The sequence below is a fragment of the Streptosporangium sp. NPDC051023 genome, from assembly GCF_040689595.1.
Classification (GTDB): Bacteria; Actinomycetota; Actinomycetes; order Streptosporangiales; family Streptosporangiaceae; genus Streptosporangium.
The window spans coordinates 40,950-59,827 of the sequence record NZ_JBFBCE010000048.1 but is presented as its reverse complement, the minus strand read 5'-3'; the positions used below and the strand labels follow the sequence as shown (position 1 = coordinate 59,827).

General features: G+C 67.5%; 16 protein-coding genes and 1 tRNA gene. 8 read left to right on the top strand and 9 right to left on the bottom strand.

Annotated features, from left to right (window positions below; genetic code table 11):
- Positions 1 to 50: 50 nt before the first annotated feature.
- From AB0395_RS28430 to dnaA, 9 genes are all read right to left on the bottom strand, one after another.
- Positions 51 to 124 (bottom strand) — tRNA-Ile (locus AB0395_RS28430).
- Between the two features lie 138 nt (positions 125 to 262).
- Positions 263 to 928, bottom strand: a complete 666-nt coding sequence (locus AB0395_RS28425; RefSeq protein ID WP_366286070.1) for a DUF3566 domain-containing protein — start codon at positions 926 to 928, stop codon at positions 263 to 265.
- A gap of 57 nt (positions 929 to 985) precedes the next feature.
- Positions 986 to 3,472, bottom strand: coding sequence for a DNA gyrase subunit A (gene gyrA, locus AB0395_RS28420; RefSeq protein ID WP_366286067.1), 2,487 nt, complete (start codon positions 3,470 to 3,472; stop codon positions 986 to 988).
- Between the two features lie 42 nt (positions 3,473 to 3,514).
- The gene (gene gyrB, locus AB0395_RS28415; RefSeq protein WP_366286064.1) at positions 3,515 to 5,461 is read right to left on the bottom strand and encodes a DNA topoisomerase (ATP-hydrolyzing) subunit B; all 1,947 of its coding nucleotides are present in this window, start codon (positions 5,459 to 5,461) and stop codon (positions 3,515 to 3,517) included.
- Between the two features lie 296 nt (positions 5,462 to 5,757).
- Positions 5,758 to 6,354: a DciA family protein gene (locus AB0395_RS28410; RefSeq protein WP_366286061.1), complete on the bottom strand. Its 597-nt coding sequence runs from the start codon at positions 6,352 to 6,354 to the stop codon at positions 5,758 to 5,760.
- A complete protein-coding gene (gene recF / locus AB0395_RS28405) occupies positions 6,344 to 7,552 on the bottom strand; it encodes a DNA replication/repair protein RecF (protein ID WP_366286058.1) in 1,209 nt (402 codons plus the stop codon). Before recF ends, AB0395_RS28410 begins: the two co-directional genes overlap by 11 nt.
- A gap of 147 nt (positions 7,553 to 7,699) precedes the next feature.
- On the bottom strand, positions 7,700 to 8,641 hold the full coding sequence (gene gnd / locus AB0395_RS28400; protein ID WP_366286056.1) for a phosphogluconate dehydrogenase (NAD(+)-dependent, decarboxylating): 942 nt from the start codon (positions 8,639 to 8,641) through the stop codon (positions 7,700 to 7,702).
- A 395-nt stretch (positions 8,642 to 9,036) separates the two neighbouring features.
- The gene (gene dnaN / locus AB0395_RS28395; RefSeq protein WP_366286053.1) at positions 9,037 to 10,176 is read right to left on the bottom strand and encodes a DNA polymerase III subunit beta; all 1,140 of its coding nucleotides are present in this window, start codon (positions 10,174 to 10,176) and stop codon (positions 9,037 to 9,039) included.
- 575 nt (positions 10,177 to 10,751) lie between these two features.
- The gene (dnaA, locus tag AB0395_RS28390; RefSeq protein WP_366286050.1) at positions 10,752 to 12,515 is read right to left on the bottom strand and encodes a chromosomal replication initiator protein DnaA; all 1,764 of its coding nucleotides are present in this window, start codon (positions 12,513 to 12,515) and stop codon (positions 10,752 to 10,754) included.
- 523 nt (positions 12,516 to 13,038) lie between these two features.
- Here dnaA and rpmH point away from each other — a divergent pair.
- The 8 genes from rpmH (at position 13,039) to AB0395_RS28350 (ending at position 18,616) form a co-directional block, all read left to right on the top strand.
- Entirely contained in the window at positions 13,039 to 13,176 is a 138-nt protein-coding gene (rpmH, locus tag AB0395_RS28385; RefSeq protein ID WP_010849920.1) for a 50S ribosomal protein L34, read from the top strand.
- 116 nt (positions 13,177 to 13,292) lie between these two features.
- Complete coding sequence (rnpA, locus tag AB0395_RS28380) at positions 13,293 to 13,667, top strand: ribonuclease P protein component (RefSeq protein WP_366286047.1); 375 nt, start codon at positions 13,293 to 13,295, stop codon at positions 13,665 to 13,667.
- Positions 13,667 to 13,945: a membrane protein insertion efficiency factor YidD gene (gene yidD / locus AB0395_RS28375; RefSeq protein WP_366286103.1), complete on the top strand. Its 279-nt coding sequence runs from the start codon at positions 13,667 to 13,669 to the stop codon at positions 13,943 to 13,945. The genes rnpA and yidD overlap by 1 nt, the downstream gene beginning before the upstream one ends.
- A 4-nt stretch (positions 13,946 to 13,949) precedes the next feature.
- Positions 13,950 to 14,903: a membrane protein insertase YidC gene (yidC, locus tag AB0395_RS28370; protein WP_366286045.1), complete on the top strand. Its 954-nt coding sequence runs from the start codon at positions 13,950 to 13,952 to the stop codon at positions 14,901 to 14,903.
- 35 nt (positions 14,904 to 14,938) lie between these two features.
- Positions 14,939 to 15,442: a R3H domain-containing nucleic acid-binding protein gene (locus tag AB0395_RS28365; RefSeq protein ID WP_366286043.1), complete on the top strand. Its 504-nt coding sequence runs from the start codon at positions 14,939 to 14,941 to the stop codon at positions 15,440 to 15,442.
- A gap of 303 nt (positions 15,443 to 15,745) precedes the next feature.
- Positions 15,746 to 16,456: a 16S rRNA (guanine(527)-N(7))-methyltransferase RsmG gene (gene rsmG, locus AB0395_RS28360; protein ID WP_366286040.1), complete on the top strand. Its 711-nt coding sequence runs from the start codon at positions 15,746 to 15,748 to the stop codon at positions 16,454 to 16,456.
- Positions 16,457 to 16,750: 294 nt separating this feature from the next.
- Positions 16,751 to 17,566 (top strand): ParA family protein, encoded by an 816-nt coding sequence (locus tag AB0395_RS28355; protein WP_366286100.1) that lies wholly within the window; start codon positions 16,751 to 16,753, stop codon positions 17,564 to 17,566.
- A 72-nt stretch (positions 17,567 to 17,638) separates the two neighbouring features.
- Entirely contained in the window at positions 17,639 to 18,616 is a 978-nt protein-coding gene (locus tag AB0395_RS28350) for a ParB/RepB/Spo0J family partition protein (protein ID WP_366286037.1), read from the top strand.
- Positions 18,617 to 18,878: the final 262 nt, after the last annotated feature.

Below are 18,878 nucleotides of genomic sequence, written 5' to 3'. Positions count from 1 at the left end.
GTTGCAGCAAAAAGCCCCGGAGCGTGATCGCTTCGGGGCGTTTGTCGAGGTGGGGCTACCAGGACTTGAACCTGGGACCTCTTCCTTATCAGGGAAGCGCTCTAACCGTCTGAGCTATAGCCCCTCGTTACGTGCGAAAACGGTATCGCATCCCTCTTCGGGAGGCGAACCCGTTCGCTCGAACAGGGAAAAGCTTACCCTGTTCTGACACCGGCTTGCGCCATGTCCCCGGCAGGTGGGCCGGGGACATGGCGGCCGATGACTACTCGGCCTCGCTGAAAGTGACCTCGACGCCGCCGACCAGGTCGGAGGCGATGTTGTAGATCACCGCACCGAGGGTGGCCAGGGCTGTGATCAGGACGACGTTCACGGCGCCGATCAGAGCGGTGTATCCGAGGATGCGGACGGGCTCGAACCAGGAGGCGATGTCGAAGCCGCTGGTCGAGGGCTTGCCGTCCGAGACGGTGAACTGGTTGACCGTCTGGATGATGTTGTCGAACACCCCGAGGCCGTTCAGCACCATGTAGAGCACCGCGACGGCGACGAACAGCACCACGAAGCAGACCAGAGAGACCACGAAGCTGAACTTCATGGCCGACCACGGTTCGACCCTGCGCAGCACCAGGTGGGCCTTGCGAGGCGCCCTCGGGGAGGTGTCGGCCGTCGGCTTCCTGCTGTCCTGCAAGGGAGACGACAGCCCTCCGGGTGCCCAGGAGGGGTTCCCCGGATCGGGGGCGGGAGCCCCCGGACGGATGCGCGCCGTATGTTCGCCTGGTTTGCCGTCCTCGATAGCCGTCACACTCTGCCTGCCCTTGAAATCGTCGGTTACCGAATTATCGGTCTCCGGCGTGGGCTTGCTACCGCCTGCCGGCGACTCGGCCACCTCGGCGGGATCCGTTCCGGTGGCCTTGTCCATCTTCTCCGTCACCTGATCGCGTGTCGATGAGGAGGCGGGACGTGGTCCTCTGGCCTGAGAGCTCACGGGCTACTCACCTTCCCCGTTTTCCTCAGTCTCCAAAGACTCGGCGTTGCGGGCGAGAGCCACGACGCTGTCCCCCTCAACCAGATTCATCAGACGCACCCCCATGGTCTGGCGACCAGACTGCTTGATCTCCCCCGCGCTGGTCCGAATAACCCCGCCGGCGGACGTGATCGCGAAAACCTCGTCCTCCGGACTGACCATGACGGCCCCAACCAGCTTGCCACGAGCACTAACGATCTTGGCCGTCAGGACACCCTTGCCGCCTCTACCCTGCAGAGGGTACTGATCGGCGGGTGTGCGCTTGGCATACCCACCCTCGGTCGCGATCAACACATCGTCGCCGTCCGCCATCCGGTTCATCGCCAGAAGCTCGTCGCCTTCGAGGAACCGCATGCCGATCACACCGCTGGTCGCCCTGCCCATCGGGCGCAGGGCCTCGTCCGAGGCGGTGAACCGGATGGACTGCGCCCCACGGGAGACCAGCAGGAGGTCGTCCTCCTCGGAAACCAGCCTGGCAGCGATCACCTCGTCATCTTCCCGTAGATTGATGGCGATAAGGCCACCTGAGCGCGGCGAGTCGTATTCCGAAAGTCGCGTCTTCTTCACCAGGCCGCTGCGGGTCGCCAGCACGAGGTACGGCGCGACCTCGTAGTCGCGCAGGTCGAGCACCTCCATCACGACCTCGTCGGGCTGCATGGCCAGCAGGTTGGCCAGGTGCTGGCCCCGGGCGTCCCTGCCCGAGTCGGGGAGCTCGTAGGCCTTGACCCGGTAGACCCGGCCCTTGTTCGTGAAGAACAGCAGCCAGTGGTGGGTCGTGGTGACGAAGAAGTGGTCGACGATGTCGTCCTGGCGCAGCTGGGCGCCGCGCACCCCCTTGCCGCCGCGCTTCTGCGCCCGGTAGAGATCGGTGTTCGTGCGCTTGGCGTAGCCGCCGCGGGTGATCGTGACGACCATGTCCTCCTCGGCGAGGAGGTCTTCGATCGACATGTCGCCCTCGTAGGCGATGATGTCCGTCTTGCGCTCGTCGCCGTACTTGGCGGTGATCTCGGAGAGCTCGTCGAAGACGATCGTCCGCTGCCGCTCCGGCGAGGCCAGGATCGCCTGGTAGTCGATGATGTGCGCCATCAGCGAGTCGTACTCGTCGGTGATCTGCTGCCGCTCCAGGGCGGCCAGCTTGCGCAGCTGCATGTCGAGGATGGCCTGCGCCTGGATCTCGTCGATCTCCAGGAGGGTCATGAGGCCGCCCTGGGCGGCGGCGGCCGACGGCGAGCGCCGGATCAGGGCGATCACCTCGTCCATCCGGTCGAGCGCCTTGAGCAGCGCGCGCAGGATGTGAGCCCGTTCCTCGGCCTTGCGCAGGAGGTAGCGCGTCCTGCGGACCACGACCTCGATCTGGTGGGTGATGTAGTGGCGGACGAACTGGTCGAGGCGGAGTGTCCGGGGCACACCGTCGACCAGCGCCAGCATGTTGGCGCCGAAGGTGGTCTGCAGCTGGGTGTGCTTGTAGAGGTTGTTCAGCACGACCTTGGCGACCGCGTCGCGCTTGAGCACGATGACCAGGCGCTGGCCGACCCGGGACGAGCTCTCGTCGCGGACGTCGGCGATGCCGCTGATCCGGCCGTCCTTCACCGACTCGGCGATCGACAGCGCGAGGTTGTCGGGGTTGACGATGTAGGGCAGCTCGGTGACGACCAGGCACTGACGGCCCTTGGCGTCCTCCTCGACCTCGACGATCGCCCGCATGGTGATCGAGCCGCGGCCGGTGCGGTAGGCGTCGTCGATGCCCCTGCGGCCGACGATCAGGGCGCCGGTCGGGAAGTCGGGACCCTTGACCCGGGCGATCAGCGCCTCGAGGAGCTCCTCGTCGTCGGCCTCCGGGTTCTGCAGGGCCCACTTGATGCCGTCGGACACCTCGCGCAGGTTGTGCGGCGGGATGTTCGTCGCCATGCCGACCGCGATGCCGGCGGATCCGTTGACCAGGAGGTTCGGGAACCGGGACGGCAGGACCAGCGGCTCCTGGGAGCGACCGTCGTAGTTGGGCTGGAAGTCGACGGTGTCCTTGTCGATGTCACGGATCATCTCCATGGCGATCGGCGCGAGCTTGCACTCGGTGTATCGCATGGCGGCCGGCATGTCGTTGCCCGGCGATCCGAAGTTGCCCTGGCCGTCGACCAGGGTGTAGCGCAGCGCCCAGGGCTGGGCGAGCCGTACGACGGTGCCGTAGATCGAGGAGTCGCCGTGCGGGTGGTAGGACCCCATCACGTCGCCGACGACGCGTGAGCACTTGAAGTAACCGCGGTCGGGACGGTAGCCGCCGTCGTACATGGCGTAGAGCACGCGGCGGTGCACCGGCTTGAGCCCGTCGCGGACGTCGGGCAGCGCACGGGACACGATGACGGACATCGCGTAGTCCATGTAGCTGCGCTGCATCTCCGACTGGATGTCGACCGGTTCGATGCGCTCTGCGGGCGGAGTGTTCACATCCGTCACGGGTGCTGGTCCTTTTCGAAAGAGAAGTCTGTACGGCTACCGCTACACATCGAGGAAACGGACGTCTCTCGCGTTCCTGATGATGAAGGAGCGGCGAGCCTCGACGTCCTCACCCATGAGAACGCTGAACAGCTCGTCGGCCTGGGCGGCGTCGTCGAGGGTGACCTGGAGGAGCACCCGGGTGTCCGGGTTCATCGTGGTGTCCCAGAGCTGGCCGGCGTTCATCTCGCCCAGACCCTTGAACCGCTGGATGCCGTCGTGCAGGCGCGGGTCGCGCTTGCCCCGGGACATGCCGTCCTCGATGATCGCGTCGCGCTCACGGTCGGAGTAGGCGTATGAGGCGTCCTCGCCCCTGCGGTCCCACTTGATCTTGTAGAGCGGCGGCTGCGAAAGGTAGACGTGCCCCGCCTCGATCAGCGGCCGCATGAAACGGAACAGCAGCGTCAGCAGCAGCGTGTTGATGTGCTGGCCGTCGACGTCGGCGTCCGCCATCAGGATGAGCTTGTGGTAGCGGAGCTTGGTGATGTCGAACTCGTCGTGGACGCCGGTGCCCATGGCGGTGATCAACGCCTGGACCTCGGTGTTCTTCAGCACCTTGTCGATGCGGGCCTTCTCCACGTTCAGGATCTTGCCGCGGATGGGCAGGATGGCCTGGAACTTGGAGTCGCGGCCGCCCTTGGCCGAGCCGCCCGCCGAGTCACCCTCGACGATGAACAGCTCGCACTTCTCCGGGTCGCTCCACTGGCAGTCGGCCAGCTTGCCCGGCAGGCCTGAGCCCGACTCGAGCAGCGACTTGCGCCGGGTGAGGTCGCGGGCCTGGCGGGCCGCGAGACGGGCGCGTGAGGCCTGCAGGGACTTGTTGATGACGTCCTTGGCCTCGCCGGGGTTGCGCTCGAACCAGTCGCGCAGGTGGTCGTTGCAGGCCTTCTGCACGAACGACTTGGCCTCGGTGTTGCCCAGCTTGGTCTTGGTCTGGCCCTCGAACTGCGGGTCGGCCAGCTTCACCGAGATGATCGCGGTGAGACCCTCACGGATGTCCTCACCGGTGAGGTTGTCGTCCTTGCCCTCCTTGAGGAACTTCTGCTCACGCGCGTAGCGGTTGACGATCGACGTCAGCGCGGCGCGAAAGCCCTCCTCGTGGGTGCCACCCTCGGCCGTGTTGATGGTGTTGGCGAAGGTGTAGACCGACTCGCTGTAGGAGTTGTTCCACTGCATGGCGATCTCCACGGAGATCCCCTCGCCGTGCTCCTCGAAGTCGATCACCGAGACGTGCGCGGCTTCCTTCTTGGAGTTCAGGTGCTGGACGAAGTCCGACAGACCGCCCTCGTAGTGGTAGACCACCTCGGTCGGCTCGCCGTTGACCACGTGGTCGGGCCGCTCGTCGCGCAGCGAGATCGTCAGGCCCTTGTTCAGGAAGGCCATCTCCTGGAAGCGGCGCGAGAGCGTCTCGAAACTCCACGTGGTGGTCTCGAAGATGGTGTCGTCGGCCCAGAAGGTGATCGAGGTGCCGGTCTCCTCGGTCGGTTCCCCCTTCGCCAGGGGGGCGGTCGGCTTGGAGTGGGAGTAGCTCTGCCGCCAGTAATGGCCGTCAGTGCGGATCTCCACCTCCAGCGTCGTGGACAGGGCGTTCACCACCGAGACGCCGACGCCGTGCAGACCGCCGGAGACGGCGTACGACTTGCTGTCGAACTTGCCTCCCGCGTGCAGCACGGTCAGGACGACCTCGACGGCGGGGCGGCCCTCCGCCTCGACGATGCCGACCGGGATGCCTCGGCCGTTGTCGATGACCCTGACGCCGTTGTCGGCGAGGAGGGTCACCTCGATCCTGTTCGCGTGTCCGGCCAGGGCCTCGTCGACGGAGTTGTCCACAACCTCGTAGACGAGGTGGTGCAGACCGCGTTCCCCGGTCGAGCCGATGTACATGCCTGGGCGCTTACGGACCGCCTCGAGTCCTTCGAGGACGGTGATTGAGCTAGCGTCGTAGGACAAGTGCGAAATCCTCCTGCCGCGGACACGCGGCGAGAGAGCCTGTCAGCCCCGCCGTGCCCGTCACCGTCGTGAATGCCCCGATGCGTTCACCCAGGGGAGTCGGCTATGAGGCCGGGGTGACACGCAAGCGGACGTGTCCGGAATTCGATTTCATTCTAGCGGCTCGGAACGTGTCGTGTGGCATTGACGGGCTCTGAAAGCCTCTGTCGCGCGTCGACCATCCTCTCGAACATCCCCCTACACGGAGGGGGGTCACCGCGTCAGAAAGGCCGCTGATCCGTTTCCCGGCTTGTGAATCATCCGTAGGTGTCGCCGGGACCACGGCTGCCGGTGACGCGCAGGCCACCGCTCTGGCGCGGTCCGTTCTGCGGGCCCCGCACTCTCACACGCTGTACGGTTCCGTCCCCGAGCTCCTCGTTCAACCTTCTGACCAGCGTTCTCGCCAGCAGCCTGACCTGGGTCGCCCAGGCCGTCGAGTCGGCGACGACCAGGACCTCCCCGTCGGCGAAGGTCTCGGGCTTGGTGTGGGCGGCCAGATCGGGGCCGACGATCTCCTGCCAGCGGCCGAAGACCCCGCCGACCGCGGCGGGCTGCTCCCACCCCCGATCGGCGAGCAGGTCGGCGATGGCCCTGCCGAAAAGCTGGGGATCGCCGTAGTCCCTGCGCGGGCCGTACTGCTTGCGCCGCGGCTCGCGGCGGGGCAGCTGTCCCCGTTTCGCGGCGTCCGCCTTGGCCTGGGCAAGTTTCTCCCTCGCCATCGCGGCGCCCGTCGCGGCCGCGTTCCTCGCCGCGGCCTGCCCCGACTGCTCGGCCTGTCCCTTCTGGGGAACGGCGGGCGCGGGGGACGCCGCCTGCGGAGCAGGGCCGCGCGCGGCCCGTCGGTCATCGGACACGGGCCACACTTCCCTCCGTGACGTCGAACCGGGCCCCGACCAGCTCGGCGGGCACGTCGGCGGCGACCGCGGCGGTGATCAGCACCTGCTCCGCGGGGGCCACGATCTCGGCGAGGCGGCGGCGGCGCTGGCTGTCCAGCTCGGCGAAGACGTCGTCGAGGATCAGCACGGGATCGCCGCCGTCACTCCTGAGCAGGTCGTAGGCGGCCAGCCTGAGCGCCAGCGCGAACGACCACGACTCGCCGTGGCTGGCATAGCCGCGCGCGGGCAGGTCTCCGAGCCCGAGGAACAGGTCGTCGCGGTGCGGGCCGACGAGCGTGACGCCGCGTTCGAGCTCGGAACCGCGGACTTCGAGCAGGGCGGCGCGCATCCGCTGTTCCAGGTCCTCGCGTCCTGTCTGCGCGTCGGCGTCCACTGGAACCCCCTGCTCCTTGCCCTCCCGCGCCGGGAGGGTGCCCCGGTAGTCGAGGCACGCGGGGGCTGAGTTGGGGGCGAGCGCCGCGTAGGAGGCGGCGACCAGCGGGCGCAGCTCCTCGATCAGCTCGAGGCGGGCGGCGAGCAGCTCTGCGCCGTACTTGGCCAGGTGGGCGTCCCAGACCTCCAGTGTGCTCAACGGGTCTCCCGCCCCTGCGGCGGCGAACGCGGAGTCGTTCTCCGCCCGCCGCCCGCTCCGGGCACCGCGCCGGGCCTGCGCGGCCGTACGCAACAGGGCGCCGCGCTGTTTGAGCACCCGGTCGTAGTCGGCGCGGACCCCGGCGAAGCGGGGGGCCCTGGCCACCAGCAGGTCATCGAGGTAGCGACGGCGCTCAGAGGGGTCGCCCTTGACCATGGCGAGGTCCTCGGGAGCGAACAGGACAGTGCGCAGCATGCCGATGACGTCGCGTGGACGGGAGACGGGTGAGCGGTTCAACCTGGCCCGGTTGGCCTTCCCGGGGTTGATCTCCAGCTCGATCAGCGCCCGCCGGTCCTCGTGCACGACGACCGACCGCACGATCGCCCGCGCCGCGCCCTGACGCACCAGTGGCCCGTCGTTGGCGACCCGGTGGCTCGACTGGGTCGCGACGTAGCCCAGTGCCTCGACCAGGTTGGTCTTGCCCTGCCCGTTCGGTCCGACGAACGCCGTGACGCCCGGCTCCAGGCCGAGGTCGACGGTGTCGTAGGACCGGAAGTCGGTCAGCGAGAGGTGGGCGACGTGCACCCCAGGAAGACTAGCCGTCCCCGTCTGTCACCGGAGCCCCGCCGCGGCCCCGGGCCGGACGGGAGCGGGGCCGGAGCGGGGCCGGTCGGTCTCAGGCCTGGTCGGCGCCGCGTTCGGCTCGCGCCCGCCTGTCTTCGTGGAAAGGGGTTACCTGTCCGCCTCGGCCGGAGGGACGACATCGGCGCCGGGGGCGTCCGCGCCCTTGGCGACCTGGCCCTCCTTGGCGGTGACCGCATGCCCGCCGAACTGGTTGCGCAGGGCCGCGACGACCTTCATGGCCGGTGAGTCCTCCTGGCGGGAGGCGAACCTGGCGTACAGCGCGGCGGTGATGACCGGCAGCGGGACCGCGTGGTCGACGGCCGCCTGGACCGTCCACCTGCCCTCGCCGGAGTCCTGCGCGTAGCCCTTGAGGTCCGCCAGGTCCGGGTCCTCCTTGAGCGCGCGGACCATCAGGTCGAGCAGCCAGGAGCGGATGACGGTGCCGTGCCGCCAGCTGGCGAAGGCGCCCGGTACGTCGGTCACGACGTCGGAGGCCTCGAGCAGCTCCCAGCCCTCCGCGAAGGCCTGCATCATGCCGTACTCGATGCCGTTGTGGACCATCTTCGCGAAATGTCCCGCGCCGACGGCTCCCGCGTGGACGAAGCCGCCCTCCTCCGGCTTGAGGGTGTCGAAGATCGGCATCAGCCGCTGGACGTCGCCGTCCGCGCCGCCGACCATGAGGGCGTAGCCGTTCTGCAGCCCCCAGACACCGCCGCTCACCCCGCAGTCGACGAATCCGATGCCCTTCGCGCCGAGTTCGGCCGCATGCTTCTGGTCGTCGAGATAGTGCGAGTTGCCACCGTCGATCACGATGTCGCCCTCGGACAGCAGGTTGCCGAGTTCCTCGATCGTGGCCTGGGTCGGCGCGCCCGCGGGGACCATGACCCACACGGCGCGCGGCTGCTGGAGCCGGTCGACCAGTTCTTTCAGGCCCGAGACGTCGCTGACCGCCGGGTCACGGTCGTAACCGACGACATCGTGGCCGCCGCGGCGCAGCCGCTCGGCCATGTTGCCGCCCATCTTGCCCAGCCCGACCATGCCGATCTGCATATGAGCACCCCCTTCAGGGTTCCATCATCCACCTACGCCGGACGCGCCGGCGCGAGCCGTACCGGGCTGGCGTTTTCCACCGGCGGGACCACTCACAGGGCTGTGGAGAACGTCGTGCCGGACCGATGCGCGCGGCCAGGCCAAACTGCCCGGCCCCGCCCACAAGTATCCAGCCCCGCCCGCTTCTCTCCGGTCTGTTCACAGGTTTGCGCCCACACCGGTGGGCATCCCGTACGGTGCGCACGACCGTTCCGGCCCGAAAGGCGCGGAAGGCGCTGAGAGACCCCCTGCCCGCGTCCGTCACCCGGACGTCGGCCCAACCCCGCCCCACCCGCCTCACGGGCCTCACAGGCCTCCTCAGCGGGCTCCAGGGGGCCGAGAGATCAGGGGTCGCGTCAGCTCGACAGGCGGATGGGCATGATCAGGTAGCGGTAGTCAGGAACGCCCTCCTCGTCCACAGGCTTTCCACCGGTGAGGATGGCGGGCTTGGTCGAGGTGGTCATCTGCAGCCTGGCCACGTCGGAGTCGATCGCGCCCAGCCCCTCAAGCAGGAACTGGTGGTTGAAGGCGATGTTGATGTCGTCGCCCTCGAAGTCGACGGGCAGCACCTCGACCGCCTGTGCCTCGTCGCCGCTGCCCGCCTCCAGGACGACCTCGCCGTCGCGGAAGGCGAGCCGCACCGGGGTGTTGCGCTCCGCGACCAGGGCCACGCGCTTGACGGCCTCGACGAAGGTGCTTGTGGACAACTCGGCCTTGGCGGAGAACTCCGTCGGCAGCAGCGAGCGGTACTTGGGGAACTCGGGGTCGAGCAGGCGGGTGGTCGTGCGGCGGCCCGCGCTGGAGAAACCGATCATGCCCTCGCCGGTCCCGCCGACGGAGCTCATCGCGACCTCGACCTCGGCGCCGGTGCTGCCCAGGGCCTTGGCCGCGTCGGCGAGCGTCTTGCCGGGGATCATCGCGACCGCGGAGAAGTCGGGCTGGCCGGGCTGCCACTTCAGCTCGCGTACGGCGAGGCGGTAGCGGTCGGTCGCGGCGAGGGTGACGGTGTCGCCCTCGATCTCCATACGCACGCCGGTGAGCATCGGCAGGGTGTCGTCCTTACCCGCGGCGACGGCGACCTGGCTGACGGCGGAGGCGAACACGTCGCTGCCGACCCGGCCGGCGGCGGGCGGCATGGTCGGCAGGGAGGGGTAGTCCTCCACAGGCATGGTGAGAAGTGTGAACCGGGCGCTGCCACAGGTGACGACCGCCTTCGCGCCCTCGACGACGAAGTCCACAGGCTGTGCGGGGAGCGCCCTGGTGATTTCGGCGAGGAGCTTGCCCGAGACGAGCACGACGCCCGCCTCACCGGTCTGCGGTTCGAGGGTGACCTCCGCGGACACCTCGTAGTCGAAGCCGGAGAGCTTGAGCTGCCCCTTCTCGGTGACCTCCAGGCGCATGCCGGCGAGCACCGGCACGGAAGGGCGCGCCGGCAGGCTGCGTGCCGTCCATGCGACCGCCTCAGCGAGCACGTCTCGCTCGATACGGAACATCACGTGGATCTGCCTCCTGTGTGTCGAGCGCTGTCCGCTCGGTGCCTTGGGTTCAAGTGTTCACTGTCCCGCACGCTCGCTCCCCCGGAACCCTTTCTATGGGTCTTGAGTTTCCTAGTTAGAGATACAGGGGGTCATCGCATTAGGGGCGGTGGAAACTGTGGAAAGCCTATGTTTCCGCAGCTCAGCTATGGTTTTTTCATCCACCGGAGGTGTGGGTGGACGGTGTGGAGAACTCGTGGGGCTGGGGAGAACCGAGCTGTACACACAGGCCGTCCCCAGATCATGGACCGTTCATCCACCGGTTATCCACGAGGTTTCCCCAGGTTCTCCACCGGGTAAGAGGTCGTTTTGTCCTTGGGGATAACTCTCTTCACAGGGCGTCCCCAGGATGTCCACGAGTTCTCCCCAGGTTCTCCCCAGGTTCTCCCCAGAGTTGTCCCCAGCTCGCTCGAGCGTGCCGAAACCATCGAAACCGGCATGTTCACGGTGGAACCCCCCAGTCCGCGTCGCCCGGCGGGCCCGCACCATTGATCCACAAGGTTTTCCACAGCCTGTGCATCACGCCGGGGGAAATCTCATCCATTGCGCGACTGCTGCTTGATCCTGGTGGTCAGCTCGTTGACCTGGTTGTAGATCGACCGGCGCTCGGCCATGAGCGAGCGGATCTTCCGGTCGGCGTGCATGACCGTGGTGTGGTCACGGCCGCCGAACTGTTGGCCGATCTTCGGCAGCGACATGTCGGTCAGTTCCCTGCACAGGTACATGGCGATCTGCCGGGCGGTGACCAGGACACGCGAGCGCGACCCACCGCACAGGTCGTCGATCGACAGACCGAAGTAGGCCGCGGTCGACGCCATGATCGTGGCGACCGTTATCTCGGACCCGGCGTCCTCGGTGATCAGGTCCTTGAGCACGACCTCGGTGAGCTGCAGGTCGACCGACTGCCTGTTGAGGCTGGCGAACGCGGTGACCCGGATGAGCGCGCCCTCCAGCTCGCGGATGTTGGTGGAGATGCGGCTGGCGATGTACTCCAGCACCTCGGGCGGCGCGGCCAGGCCCTCCTGGATCGCCTTCTTGCGCAGGATCGCGATGCGGGTCTCCAGCTCGGGCGGCTGGACGTCGGTGATCAGGCCCCACTCGAACCGGTTGCGCAGCCGGTCCTCCAGGGTGACCAGCTGCTTCGGGGCGCGGTCGCTGGAGATGACGATCTGCTTGTTGGCGTTGTGCAGGGTGTTGAAGGTGTGGAAGAACTCCTCCTGCGTCTGCTCCTTACCCTCGAGGAACTGGATGTCGTCGACGAGCAGGATGTCCACAGCCCGGTACCGGCCGCGGAAGTTGTCGGCCTTGTGGTCGCGGATGGAGTTGATGAAGTCGTTGGTGAACTCCTCCGAGCTGACGTATCTCACCCTGGCGCCGTCGTAGAGGCTCTGGGCGTAGTGGCCGATCGCGTGCAGCAGGTGGGTTTTCCCCAGGCCGGAGTCGCCGTAGATGAACAGCGGGTTGTAGGCCTTCGCCGGCGCCTCGGCCACCGCGACCGCGGCCGCGTGGGCGAAGCGGTTGCTGGAACCGATGACGAACGTCTCGAATGTGTACTTCGGGTTGAGGCGGGCGGGTTCTCCCTGGGTACGGCCGCTCCTGCCGTCCCATCTGTTCTGCACGGGGCCCGCCGCCTGCGTCGGGGTCGGCCGGTCGAAGTTCTGCCCATGTCGCTCGAAACCATCGGATTCCGGACGCGGGGGCGCGGGCTGCGGGGTGTAGCCGCCTCGGCCGTACCCGCTGCCCTGCTCCACCGGGCCCGACGCGGGGGGTTCGACGGGCAGGTACGGCTGCGCAGACTCCTCAGCCTGTTGATAGCCGTAGGGAAACGTCTGCCCCTGTGGCTGATGCTGTGGATAGTCGGTGGATGACGATGTGGCGGGCCCCACCCCCTGGAAAGGGTGCTGGAGGCCGGAAGCGCTGTGGTGCTGGGAGGTCACCGGCTGTGCATAACCCTGCTGTGGTCCCCCAGCCTGGGGATAACCCTGCGAGGGGGCCTGGGGATAAGGCTCGGGGCGAGGCACGCCGCCGGGGTCCGAACCCGCTGCGCTGGGGTCGACCATGACCGCGACCCGCATCGGGCGGCCGAATTCCTGGGAGAGCGCGTGGCTGATCAGCGGACGAAGCTTGTTTTCCAGGACATCTCTGGCGAAATCGGTCGGGGCTGCGAGCACCACGGTGTCGTTCATGAGGCCGAAGGGCCGGGTCATGCTGAGCCAGACGCGCTGCTGGGAAGGGACGCTCGCGTTGAGGGAGTTCTCCAACGCCCGCGCCCATACTTCGCCGAGGTCCATACCGTCCATGCCCGGCCATCCTCCTGTCGACGCGGCCCCCGCATGAGCTCACCGCGATCTGTTTATCCACACCGATGGCCGCCGGGCGCATCGGATTCCCCCGTTATCCACATGTCGGCGCCCCTGTTGCCCGCTCGGGGTCGCTGCCTGGAATCCACATCGAATCCACACGGTGTGCACAGCCCCTCGCCTGCCGCCCGGTACGTCCAGGCAGCGGTGAGTAGGGGCTGGAAGGGCCGACAGTAGCCCTGTCCACAGCCTGTGTTCAAGACGTTGTCCACAGCCTAGTGGCAGTGTGGGGGAGGCTGAGTGCACATCCTGTGGACGGCGAGGCGTCGGTGGAAAAAGGGGCTGTGGATTCGTGGATAACTTATATCCGCGTGTTCTCGGTTTGACCTAGGCCAGCGTTGCCCGTACCGTACGACGGTCGGCTTGTCACGCGGCGGCTATTTCGCATGCCCCGCTTTCGGCAGGCCAGTCACTGTCGAGCGTCCCCATGTGCTGGGGACGCCCTTGAGCCTGGAGCCCACTCGTGAGCAAGCGTACTTTCCAGCCGAACAACCGTCGTCGTGCGAAGACCCACGGCTTCCGGCTGCGCATGCGCACCCGCGCAGGTCGCGCCATCCTGGCCGCCCGTCGTCGCAAGGGCCGCGCCGAGCTCTCGGCCTGACGCATCCGTTGTGCCCGGCCTCGCCGCCGGGCCGAGGCAGCAGCGACCCATCGCCCGTCGGCCGTGACGTCGGCGGGCGATAGCCGTACCTGCCCAGGGTCAACCAAGGTCCTCTCGTGTTGCCGTCCGTGTCCCGCATGCGCCGGGGCGAGGAGTTCGCCAGCGCGGTCAGAAAGGGAAGCCGTGCAGGCCGTCCCACCCTGGTCGCGCATTTTGGCATGCGTGCGGAAACGGACGAACCCCCCCTGGTGGGATTTGTCGTGAGCCGCGCCGTTGGAGGCGCGGTCATCCGGAATCGAGTCAAACGTCAGCTGAGACACCTCATGCGAGACCGTCTCGACCGTCTTCCGCGAGGTAGCCTGCTGGTTGTACGCGCCAATCCACCGGCCGCGTCCGCGCGAAGCGAGCGCCTTGCCGCCGAACTCGATGTCGCGCTGGATCGTTTACTCAGGCGGCGAGAGCCTTCAACGGCTCACAGGGATGGGCGATGATGACGGGGCAGCATACTGCCGGGGTTTCCCCGGCTGCCAGGACCCTGATGGCTCCTATCCGGTTCTACCGGAGCTATGTGAGCCCTCTTCTGGGTCCCCGTTGCCGTTTCCATCCCTCGTGCAGCGCCTACGGGCTCGAGGCGGTGGCCGTCCACGGCGCGTTGCGCGGCACATGGTTGACGATCCGGAGAATCGGGCGTTGCCACCCATTCCATCCCGGAGGTTTTGACCCGGTGCCCCCGCGCCCGGGCCGGTCCGACGAAACGCAAGGGAGCTAGCTCGGTGGAGCTGTCCTGGCTGAACTGGCTTTACACAGCCGTCGCCCAAGTCATCACCTGGATACACCAGGGCTATAGCAGCTTCCTCGACCCGAACGGTGGGCTGACCTGGACGCTGACCATCGTCACCCTGACGGTGCTGATGCGACTGCTGCTGTTCCCCCTCTTCCTCAAGCAGATGCGTTCTTCGAAGAAGATGCAGGAACTGGCTCCGAAGGTCCAGGAGATCCGCAAGCGGTACAAGAACGACAAGCAGCGCATGAACCAGGAGGTCATGGCGCTGTACCAGGGGCAGGGGGCCAACCCGCTCGGCGGCTGTCTGCCGATCGTGGCCCAGTTCCCGATCTTCATCTCGATGTTCACCGTGCTGAACGCCATGGCCCACGGCCAGCTCAAGTTCGGCATGTCGCAGGAACTGGTCGACAGCGCCCGAGCCGCGCACGTCTTCGGTGCCCCGCTGCCCGCGACCTTCTGGACCGACGCGTCACAGATCGAGGCGCTCGGCGCCAACCCGATCCAGACGAAGGTCGTCCTGGCGGTCTTCGTGGCGATCAGCTCGCTGACCACCTTCCTCACCGTCCGGCAGAGCGTTGGCCGCTCGATGGCCCAGATGCCGGACAACCCGATGGCGCAGCAGCAGAAGATCCTGATGTACATCTCGCCGCTGTTCGCGGTCTTCTCGCTGAACTTCCCCCTCGGTCTGATCCTCTACTGGGTCACCACCAACCTCTGGACCCTGGGACAGCAGCACTGGTTCTACAGCCGCCACCCCTCTCCCGTGATGGACGCCAAGGGCAACCTGGTGACGCCCGAGCCCAAGCCGAGCCTGCTGAGCAAGGTCATGAAGAGCGATCCCGAGCCCGAGGTGCCTCCCGCCACCGTGCCCGAGCCCAAGGCGATCCGCCAGCAGCCCACCCGCCAGCCCCGCAGTAAGCGGACGGGCAGTAAGAAGTCCTGACGATCAACCCCGACAGCACGAAGGAGTGGCCGGACGTGACCGAGGCCGAGGCCGAAAAGGAGACCGTGAAAGCGGCTCCGGATCTCGCTGCGCTGGAGCAGGAAGGCGAGATCGCGGCGGACTACGTCGAGGGTCTGCTCGACATCGCCGACATCGACGGTGACATTGACATGGACGTCGAAGGCGATCGCGCCGTGGTGTCGGTCGTGGACATCAAGGGGGGCGACCTCGTCGGCCCCAACGGCGAGGTGCTGGAGGCGATTCAGGAGTTGACCCGCCTCGCAGTTCACCGCCAGACGGGAGAGCGCTCCCGGCTCATGCTGGACATCGGCGGGTACCGCGAGCGGCGCCGTACCGAGCTGACCGAGCTGGGCACCAAGATCGCCGCAGATGTTAAGCGCAACGGCGAGCCCAAGTCCCTGCAGCCGATGACCCCGTTCGAGCGCAAGGTCGTGCACGACGCGGTCGCGGCGGCGGGCCTGCGCAGTGAGTCCGAGGGCGAGGAGCCCCGGCGCTTCGTGGTGGTCCTTCCCGCATAACGGCATAAATGATGAAAGGCCGCCGCCTCTGGCCACAGGGGCGGCGGCCTTTTTTCATGTCCAGCCCGTGCCGCAGGCCGGTGTTCCCGCCGCTTCCGCTCGTGCGACGGGCTGGTGTCCCCTGTTTCCGCTCGTGCCGCAGGCTGGTGCTCTGCTGTTCTTGCCCGCGCATGTCCCCGCTGAGTGGTTTCACACCCTTCTCTCACGTCTCTTCCCGGCCCGCCGTTGTACGGCGGCGTGAAGCGGGCCGTTAGCCTTAGAACACCCTGCCGAAAGCATTTTCCGAGGAAGAGTGAGCGTCGAGTGAGCGACCAGATCCCCGAGCCACCTGAGGTTGCGCACGAGGTGTTCATCGGCGATGCCTGGTCCAGGGCAGAGGCGTTCGCGGGGCTGCTGGCTGGGCCCGGAGTGGTGCGCGGGCTGCTTGGCCCTCGCGAGGTGCCCCGCATCTGGGATCGTCACCTGCTCAACTGCGCGGTGGTCGCCGAAGCGGTGCCCGAGGAGGTTCGCCTTGTGGACATCGGGTCGGGGGCCGGGCTTCCCGGCCTGGTGCTGGCGATCGTGCGCCCTGACATCAGGGTCACCCTCCTTGAGCCTCTCCTGCGCCGGACGGTGTTCCTCCAGGAGTGCGTGGAAACCCTGAAGCTCGGCAATGTCGAGGTGCTGCGCGGGCGGGCCGAGGAGTTCGTCGGCAAGCGTGAGTTCGATGTCGCCTCCGCGCGCGCGGTCGCGCCGCTCGACCGGTTGCTGAAGTGGTCGTTGCCTCTGCTGCGCGAGGGCGGCGAGCTTCTCGCCCTGAAGGGAGAGCGGGCAGCGGAGGAGCTGGCGGACGCCGAGGAGCAATTGCGGTCCAGCGGGGTGCGAACCGCCGAGCTTGTATCGGTCGGGCACGGTAAGGTCGAGCCGCCTGCAACTCTCATCCGGGTGGTCGCCGGTCGGGCCGCCGGAGGAGTACAGCAGGGCACTCGCCGTAAGGATCGTGCCTCGCGGGCCAAGCGGGCGCGAGGCCAGTAGAACAGACCGAGCAAAGCGAGTACGAGGCCAGTGAATGACCGTGGAAGTGCGACTGTGAGCGCGGGAGGCGGTCTCGGCTGGCCTGCGGGTCCTGTCGCCCCGCCCTGTGAGCGCCCTTCTGGTCTGGGCTGGCCAACCCCGGCTTCCGCCGTTGCTGTCAGGCCGGTTGAAAGGACGACGACCGTGACCCAGCCCCCCCTTAATCCCGGCGAATCGCCGTTGGTACGAGAGGCACTCAGCTCAGTGGTTTCACGTGAAACATCGGCTCAGACGACAACGGCCGCTCCCGGAGAGATCGTCGGGGGACGAGACGGCGACTGGCCCCGGCCGCCCAAGACTCGCATCTTCACCGTCGCCAACCAGAAGGGCGGTGTGGGAAAGACCACGACATCGGTGAACCTCGCGGCCGCGCTCTCCATACACGGCCAGCGGGTGCTCGTCGTGGATCTCGACCCGCAGGGCAACGCCTCGACTGCGCTGTCCATCGAGCATCGCGGTGACGTGCCTGACATGTACAAGGTCCTGGTCGAGGACGTGCCTCTCGCGGAGGTCGTGAAGGAAGTCCCGGAGATGCCCGGGCTCTACTGCGCGCCCGCCACGATCGACCTGGCGGGCGCCGAGATCGAGCTGGTCTCCATGGTCGCCCGTGAGGCCCGCCTGCAGCGCGCGCTGGCGGCGTACACCGAGGTTGAGTTCGACTACATCCTCATCGACTGTCCTCCTTCGCTCGGCCTGCTGACCGTCAACGCGCTGATGGCTGCGAACGAGCTGCTGATCCCCATCCAGTGCGAGTACTACGCGCTCGAAGGACTGGGCCAGCTGCTGCGGAACGTGGACCTGGTCCGCGCGCACCTGAACCCCACACTCGATCTGTCCACCATCCTGATGACGATGTACGACGGCAGGACCAGACTGGCCTCGCAGGTCGCCGAGGAGGTTCGGTCTCATTTCGGGGACACGGTGTTGAAGACGCTGATCCCGCGGAGCGTCCGCGTCTCCGAGGCGCCGAGCTACGGTCAGTCGGTCATGACCTACGACCCGGGTTCCAGCGGTGCGATGGCCTACATGGACGCGGCCCGTGAGATCGCCTACCGTGGCGCCGCCGTGTGAGCGCGCAGAGATCCGCGGCCGTCGTCATCGTGAAGACCATCGAGGACGGAACCCTGAGCCGGGGGAGAGACTGTGGTAGGTAAGACGCCGAGGGGCCTGGGCAAGGGGCTGGGAGCGCTCATCCCGACAGGGCCGGCCGTGGTGGAGACGCAGGCACCGTCGCCGATCATGACCCTCGTCACGCCCGATCTCACGGTCCAGCAGCCCGCAGGTCTCAAGCCGGTCGCGGGCGCCTACTTCCTTGAAATCCCCGTCGGGGACATCGCACCCAACCCGCGCCAGCCCCGGGACATCTTCGACGACCAGGCCCTGGACGATCTGGCTGCCTCGATTCGTGAGGTGGGTCTCCTCCAGCCCGTCGTGGTGCGTTCGGTCGGCGAGGGGAACTACGAGCTGATCATGGGGGAGCGCCGCTGGCGCGCCTCGAAGCTCGCGGGGCTCTCCGAGATCCCCGCGATCGTACGGAGCACCCAGGAGGACAAGCTCCTGCTGGACGCGCTCATCGAGAACCTCCAGCGCGAACAGCTCAACCCCCTGGAGGAGGCGGCGGCCTACCGGCAGCTTCTCGACGACTTCGGCGCCACCCACGAGCAGCTCGCCACCCGCGTCGGCCGTTCCCGCTCCCACGTGACGAACACCCTGCGTCTGCTCAACCTGCCCTCCAAGGTCCAGCTCCGTGTGTCGGCGGGCGTGATCACCGCCGGACACGCGCGAGCACTCCTGGCCCTGGACGACCCCGGAGCACAGGAGCGCCTCGCGGACCGGATCGTGGCGGAGCTGCTCTCGGTCCGCGCGGTCGAGGAGATTGTGGCAGTGGGCGACGCCAAGGCCGCCCCTGCTTCCACCCCCAAGGCTCCTAGGGCGAGACAGCCGGAGGAACCCACGCTTCGCCATCTGGCCGACCGTCTCTCCGACCGCTTCGAGACTCGGGTGAAGGTGGACTTCGGTCGCCGCAAGGGGCGCATCGTCGTGGAGTTCGCAACCATCGACGATCTTGAACGTATCATCGCGACGATGGCTCCGGGCTCGATGCAACTGGCCGAGGAGTGATCTTCCAGTCCGCTACGGCCTCCGTGTTTCACGTGAAACACGGAGGCCGTTTTCGTACAGCCCCTTGATGGCCACGCCCGCGCCGGTACGCCATGCGTGGTGTTTCCAACCGGCCATACCGAGAGCCGCCTGGCACCGCATCTCCATCACGGTCGAGCCCTTCCACGGCGCCGGGGCGGTGGCTGTGAAACGAACTCGATCGGTGCCGACGAGCGGTGCGTAAGCCGGCGAACCTTCCCGACCGCAGCCCTTCCCGACCGCA